Below are 6,183 nucleotides of genomic sequence, written 5' to 3'. Positions count from 1 at the left end.
TCATCCTGAGCCAAGATCAAACTCTCCATTGTAAAATATTCCTACACCATAGCGAACCATGGCTGATGTCGAGTGCTGACCTTGCTCACATATTGACGTTATGTCAAATTCGTTTCGCTTGGTTTGTTTACTTGCTTATTTCCGAGGAAATGCAGCAAGTGAAACACTTACTATTTTGTCTGTTTCCGTCATTCAAAGAACGTTTGTCACTTCCAATTGAGGTGACAATGTGGGCTGTTTTAGTTGCCCTTTCCGTTGCTATTGCAGCGCCCTGTTCGATTTGGGAGTGCAAAGGTAGGAAGATTTTTTAACTTGTCAAGCTTTCGGCGAAAAATTTTTAAGAATTTTTCTTTCGACTTTTCAAGTTTAGCCGCCTCCTATTGAAGCGGGCTGCAAAGGTAAGGAGGAGCTTTTTGACTTTCCAAGAACTTTCGAAAAAATCTTTTTCGATGCCTTGGGTCAGTAGCACGAGAGGCAAGACAAGTCTTTGGCTTTCGTAGTTCCGATACCCTCAATTCTTTTGGATTGTGCTGCCCTTGGGTGGCTGTGCTGGTGAAAGACATTTTCACCAGCCGGCAAGTTCCGAACACTCCAAAAATTTTGCTCAAGCCTTTCGGTGTGTGCAACCCGTAGTCCGTTTGACGATTTGGGACTGCAAAGGTAGGAGGACTTTTTTGGCGGGCAAGGAGTCGGTTACGAAATAGCCAGAGCAAAGGTTGTAAGTAGCTGATTCTGGCAGAGAAAAAATGTCATAAATTTTTTCTGACATTAGAAAAAGTGTTTAAACTAGCTGGAAACGGCATTTAAGCATTACTATACTGCTAATAGCTCGTTTAGATTCTGGTCGAACTTTTAGTTTAGCCCGATGCTAGGACTCGCCTCTTGGTTATGAACACAATACATGAAATTTGAGCGGTGGCGACGAATCTGGGTATCCATTCCTTGCGCTAACGGAAGCTCTATTAAGTGTTAGGTTTAATGAAAACGCCGCCTGGACCATTTATTGGCCTGAGGCGGCGTTGCTGGTGGAATGGATGATTTTAGCGATGGAGGGTGCTTACTCTATCGGGGCCGACGCTGACGATGCGGATGGGGACTTGGAGTTCTTGCTCTAGGAAGGTGAGGTAGGACTGGAGGTTGTTGGGGAGTTGGGCGACGTCGGTGATGGTGGTGAGGTCGGTGTTCCAGCCGGGGAGGGTTTGGTATTGGGGGGTGATGGTGGTGAGCTGGCCGGGGTCGGGGAGTTGGGGGGTGCTGGCGCCGGTGGCGGTGCGGTAGTGGGTGCAGGCTTGGATTTCGGTGAAGGCGTCGAGGACGTCGGCTTTCATGAGGTGGAGTTCGGTGACGCCGTTGAGCATGATGGCGTAGCGGAGGGCGGGCAGGTCTATCCAGCCGGTGCGGCGGGGGCGGCCGGTTGTGGAGCCGAACTCGCGGCCAGCCTGGCGGATTTGCTCGCCTACTTCGTCGTGGAGCTCGGTGGGGAATGGGCCGCTGCCGACGCGGGTGCTGTAGGCTTTGATGATGCCGTAGACCTTGTCGATGTGGCGGGGGGCGATGCCAAGGCCGGTGCAGGCACCAGCGGCGGTGGTGCTGGAGGAGGTGACGTAGGGATAGGAACCGAAGTCGATATCTAATAGAGAGCCTTGGGCGCCCTCGGCGAGGATGCGCTTGCCTTGGGTGAGGAGGTCGTTGAGGAGGTATTCGGTGTCGATGAGCTGGAGGGTGCGCAGGAACTCGACGGCGGAGAAGAAGTCGGCTTCGAGGGCTTCGATTTCGAGCTGCTTGTTGTGGTGGGCGGCGATGGCGGCGTGTTGGGCCACGGCTTCTTTGTAGCGCTGCTCGAAATCGGGGAGCAGGATGTGGCCGACGCGGAGGCCGACGCGGCCGATTTTGTCGGAATAGGTGGGGCCGATGCCTTTGAGGGTGCTGCCGATTTTGGTGTTGCCGCGGGCTTCTTCGCTGATGCGGTCGAGGGCGCGGTGCGAGGGGAGGATGAGTTGGGCTTTTTTGGAGACGTAGAGGTTTTGGGCCCAGTCTACTCCCCTATCAGTGAGCTTTTGGAGCTCCTGGCGGAAGACGATGGGGTCGAGGACGACGCCGTTGCCGACGATGTTGAGGATGTGGGGGTGGAAAATGCCGCTGGGCACCTGGTGCAGGACGTGCTTGATACCGTCGAAGGTGAGGGTGTGGCCGGCGTTGGGGCCGCCCTGGAAACGGGCTACGGCATCGTAGGTGGGTGCGAGGACGTCTACGATTTTGCCTTTGCCTTCATCGCCCCATTGGAGGCCTACTAATACGTCTACGGGCATGTGTTCTGGGTATTCGGTATGAAGTAGTCGGTATTTAGACTACTAGGAAATGGATTGAGAAATCTTAGCGGAGAAAATTGCCTGTATAATCTCTTTGCTTCGGCTTGGTTTGCTGAATTCCTGGGATGAGGTGGTATTCAAAAGGCAAAAAAATGGCCGCCTAATCGGCGGCCGGGGTTAGGAGTTGGCGGGCGGCGGCTTCATCGGCCGATACGGTGAAGATGTTGTTTAGCTTGGTGAGGGCCAGCATCTTTTTGGGGTGGTCGGCAGGGTTGATGAGGACCATCTCGCCGCCGCGGCTGCGGAACTTGGTGAGGAGCGAGACGAGGACGCCAATGCCGGTGCTATTGATGTAGCGGATTTCGGAGAGGTCGACGGCGCATTGGTTGAGCTCTTCGCCGAGGTGCGTGTTGACGGATTGGAGAAGCTGGTCGGTGTCGGGGCTGCCGATTAGGTCGCCGGAGAGGCGGACGAAGAGAATGCCGTTTTGGACGGAGCTGGTGGTGGTCATGCGTGAAACCCCTCCCCCGGCCCCTCCCCGGCAGGGAGGGGAGCGCGACGGGACTCGTGGGAAAATTGTTAGGTTGAAGATGCGGAAGAACGGGCGGCGGCCTGGGCGCGACAGTCGCCGCAGATGCCGTAGAGGTTTAAAGAATGGTGCAAGATATGGAAGTTCAGCAGGTCGCCGACCATGGTCTGGATGCCGTGGATGCGCGGGTCGCAGAATTCCACCACTTTATGGCATTCGGTGCAGATGACGTGGTCATGCTGGCGGTAGCCGTAGCTCTTCTCGTACTGGGCGAGGTTGCGGCCGAACTGGTGCTTGCTGACGAGACCTTGCTCGACCAAGAGGTCCAAAGTGTTGTAAACGGTGGCGCGGCTTACCTGCAGGCCGCGCTCCTTCATGCCGGCGTAGAGCTCGTCGACGTCGAAGTGGCCCGAGCGGGCGTAGATTTCTTCGAGAATGGCGTAACGCTCGCCGGTTTTGCGGAGGCCTTTGTTTTCGAGGTGGGCGGTGAAGAGCTTGCGGACTTCTTCGAGCTTATCGGTATTGAGCGTAGCTTCGGAGGCGGCGCTGGGCGTGTGCTTGGCGGCGTAGCCGGTTTCGGAAGAGCCGCCTGCCCCCTGCCCTTCCTCGGCGGAAGTAGGCTGTGGGTTCGGGAAAGCTACTTGGGGAGTTTGCACGGTGGGTTTGGAATGATTGGCAGGTAGAGAAACCAAAGTTAGAAAAGCGCGAAAGGTCGCTTTAGGTTCTCAGCGCTCGAAATAAAGGGGATAATGCGTAGCGCAACCGGGATTGAAGGCGGCCTGGCAACGCGGGCAGGTGTTGTGGCAGCTTAAGTAGCTGCTGATGCTGAGGGTGGTTTTGCAATTGCCGCAGAGGATGGCTTCGGTGACGTATTCGGATTTGGGCCAGACGGCTGGGGCGTGGTTGGCAGCTTCTTGGTGGCAGTCGAAGCAGGCGTAGAACGTGTCGCAACACTTGAACTTGATACCGATGATGTCGCGCTCCGAATGCCAGTGAGCGCATTGGGTGCGCTCGTTCACGCCGGTGCCGTGGACGGTGATGGAAGCTGGTTGGCTCATACTTGTTGCGAATCGAACCGCTCGACCTGCAGCACGCCGTTTACTTTGCGTAGGCGTTGGATGAGCTTGTTGAGGTGGTCGGTGTCGTTGACGAATACCATAATTTGGCCATCGAAAATACCGTCGTCGGCGTTGATGGTGATGGAGCGCATATTGACCTTTAGACTGGTACTGATGATGCGCGTGACGTCGTTGACGAGGCCCACACGGTCGGAGCCCTTGAGGCGGATGCCGGCCAGGAAAGCCAGTTCCAGCTGTTCCGTCCACTTGGCGCGCACGATGCGGTTGCCGTAGTTCGACATCAAATCGACAGCTCGCGGACAGCTGGTGCGGTGGATGATGAGGCCTTGGTCGGTTTCGAAGCCGAACACGTCATCGCCGGGAATGGGATTGCAGCAGCGGGCAATGCTGTAGTTGAACTTGTCAGTGTGCTCGCCTACTACGAGCATATCGGGCCGCACGCCGCGGATTTTTTGCACCTCGTTGTCGAAGGTTTTGGGTTCGAGCACAGAGGGCACCGGCTTGTCCGACGTGAACAACGACTCCCGAATGGTGCGTCCGTCAACCTGTCCAATAGCAAGCCGATAGTAGAATCCCTGCGCCGTGGCCACGTTGAAGTAGGCCAGCAGGCGGTTGAAGTTTTCCTGCGTGAAGGGCACGCCGATGTTTTCGAGTCGCTTCTCCAACAGGAACCGGCCGTCTTCGGCTTTGGCGCGCTTGTCGTCGCGCAGGAAGTCCTTGATTTTGGAGCGCGCCTTGGTCGTGATGACGTAGTTGAGCCACTCCGGCGTCGGCCGCTGCTTGTGTGAGGTCAGGATTTCGACCTGGTCGCCGTTGTGCAATTGGTAGCTGAGGGGCTCCAGCTTCTGGTTGACCTTGGCACCGAGACAATGCAGACCGATTTGCGAGTGGATGTCGAAGGCGAAATCCAGCGCGGTAGCCTTATCGGGCAGAATGACTAGCTTGCCTTTGGGCGTGAAGGCGTACACTTCCTTCACGAACAGGTTTTGCCGGAACTCGTCCATGAATTCCAGCGCGCTGGAATTATTCGATTCCAGCATCTCGCGCACCTTGTTCACCCACCCTTCCAGCGAACTTTCAGGCTGGATGCTGCCCGTGTCTTTGTACTTCCAGTGCGCGGCGTATCCTTTCTCGGCGATGTCGTCCATGCGGCGCGAACGGATTTGCACCTCCACCCACTGCCCAGCGCGCGACATCACCGTCGTGTGCAGGCTCTCGTAGCCGTTGGCTTTGGGCGTGCTCACCCAGTCGCGTAGGCGGTCGGGGTTCGGCTGATAAAAATCAGTCACAATGCTGTAGACCTGCCAGCAAGCCGCTTTTTCCTGTTCCGGCGGCACGTCCAGAATAACGCGAATAGCAAACAGGTCATACACTTCATCGAAGGTGATGTTCTGCTTTTTAATCTTCTTGAGAATGGAATAGATGCTCTTGGGCCGCCCTTTGATTTCGTACTCAAAGCCTTGGGCTTTCAACTCATCATCAATCGGCTGCACAAACTCCTTGATAAAGCGGTTGCGCGCCGCCTGGCTCTGGCGGACTTTCGACTTGAGGTCATTGTAAGTCTCCGTGTCAGTGAATTTGAGATACAAATCCTCCAATTCACTCTTTATAGTATAGAGCCCCAGCCGGTGCGCCAGCGGCGCGTACAGGTACAGCGTTTCCGAAGCAATTTTCAGCTGCTTGTGCCGCGGCATCGAATCAAGCGTCCGCATGTTGTGCAGGCGGTCGGCAATCTTAATGAGGATGACGCGCACGTCCTCGCTCAGCGTAAGCAGCATCTTGCGGAAGTTCTCGGCCTGCTCGCTGGTGCCGTACTCAAAGACCCCCGAGATTTTCGTGAGGCCGTCAATAATGCGGGCTACTTTATTGCCGAACTCGCGCTCAATGTCCGAAATCTCCGTAGGCGTGTCCTCCACCACATCGTGCAGCAGAGCGGCCACGATGCTCGTCGTCCCCAGCCCAATTTCCTCCACCGCAATCTGCGCCACCGCCAACGGGTGCAAGATGTAGGGCTCGCCCGACTTACGGCGCATCTCCTTATGCGCCTCAAGGCTCTGATTGAATGCCTTTTTAATCAGCTTTGGGTCGCCGTCCTTCAGGTAAGGCTTTGCCGTGCGCAGCAGGCGGCGATAATGACGCAGGATTTCCTGGCGCTCAGCTTCGGGAGATATAACGGGAGGCATAATGAGTAAAGTAACAACGACGGGCGAGAAAAAGTGGCTTCATAACGCGCCAACCCCTACTTATACCCGAGCTTTGCGCGCAA

General features: G+C 55.9%; 6 protein-coding genes. 1 reads left to right on the top strand and 5 read right to left on the bottom strand.

The annotated features are described in order from the left end of the window. On the top strand, nt 1-311 hold a 311-nt coding region (locus tag I2H31_RS25010; RefSeq protein ID WP_230687419.1), incomplete at its 5' end, for a hypothetical protein. Between the two features lie 729 nt (nt 312-1,040). Here the strand turns inward: I2H31_RS25010 and I2H31_RS04045 are convergent. From I2H31_RS04045 to I2H31_RS04025, 5 genes are all read right to left on the bottom strand, one after another. Continuing rightward, entirely contained in the window at nt 1,041-2,309 is a 1,269-nt protein-coding gene (locus I2H31_RS04045) for an adenylosuccinate synthase (RefSeq protein ID WP_196291704.1), read from the bottom strand. A gap of 160 nt (nt 2,310-2,469) precedes the next feature. Next, nucleotides 2,470-2,820: an STAS domain-containing protein gene (locus tag I2H31_RS04040; RefSeq protein WP_196291703.1), complete on the bottom strand. Its 351-nt coding sequence runs from the start codon at nt 2,818-2,820 to the stop codon at nt 2,470-2,472. A 68-nt stretch (nt 2,821-2,888) separates the two neighbouring features. Further along, nucleotides 2,889-3,494 carry a Fur family transcriptional regulator gene (locus I2H31_RS04035; RefSeq protein ID WP_196291702.1) on the bottom strand — a complete coding sequence of 202 codons (606 nt, stop codon included), beginning with the start codon at nt 3,492-3,494 and terminating at the stop codon, nt 2,889-2,891. A gap of 69 nt (nt 3,495-3,563) precedes the next feature. Continuing rightward, nucleotides 3,564-3,896 (bottom strand): CHY zinc finger protein, encoded by a 333-nt coding sequence (locus I2H31_RS04030; protein WP_196291701.1) that lies wholly within the window; start codon nt 3,894-3,896, stop codon nt 3,564-3,566. Then, nucleotides 3,893-6,100, bottom strand: coding sequence for a RelA/SpoT family protein (locus tag I2H31_RS04025; RefSeq protein ID WP_196291700.1), 2,208 nt, complete (start codon nt 6,098-6,100; stop codon nt 3,893-3,895). Before I2H31_RS04025 ends, I2H31_RS04030 begins: the two co-directional genes overlap by 4 nt. Between the last annotated feature and the right edge of the window lie 83 nt (nt 6,101-6,183).

This window comes from Hymenobacter ruricola (assembly GCF_015694525.1).
Taxonomy (GTDB): domain Bacteria; phylum Bacteroidota; class Bacteroidia; order Cytophagales; family Hymenobacteraceae; genus Hymenobacter; species Hymenobacter ruricola.
Note: the sequence above shows the minus strand (reverse complement) of the source record. Positions and strands in the feature narration are given on the sequence as shown.

What these genes read in the sequence shown, in the direction of transcription:
- I2H31_RS04045 (WP_196291704.1), bottom strand. Translation starts at nt 2,309, where the DNA reads ATGCCCGTAGACGTATTAGTAGGCCTCCAATGGGGCGATGAAGGCAAA.
- I2H31_RS04040 (WP_196291703.1), bottom strand. Translation starts at nt 2,820, where the DNA reads ATGACCACCACCAGCTCCGTCCAAAACGGCATTCTCTTCGTCCGCCTC.
- I2H31_RS04030 (WP_196291701.1), bottom strand. Translation starts at nt 3,896, where the DNA reads ATGAGCCAACCAGCTTCCATCACCGTCCACGGCACCGGCGTGAACGAG.
- I2H31_RS04025 (WP_196291700.1), bottom strand. Translation starts at nt 6,100, where the DNA reads ATGCCTCCCGTTATATCTCCCGAAGCTGAGCGCCAGGAAATCCTGCGT.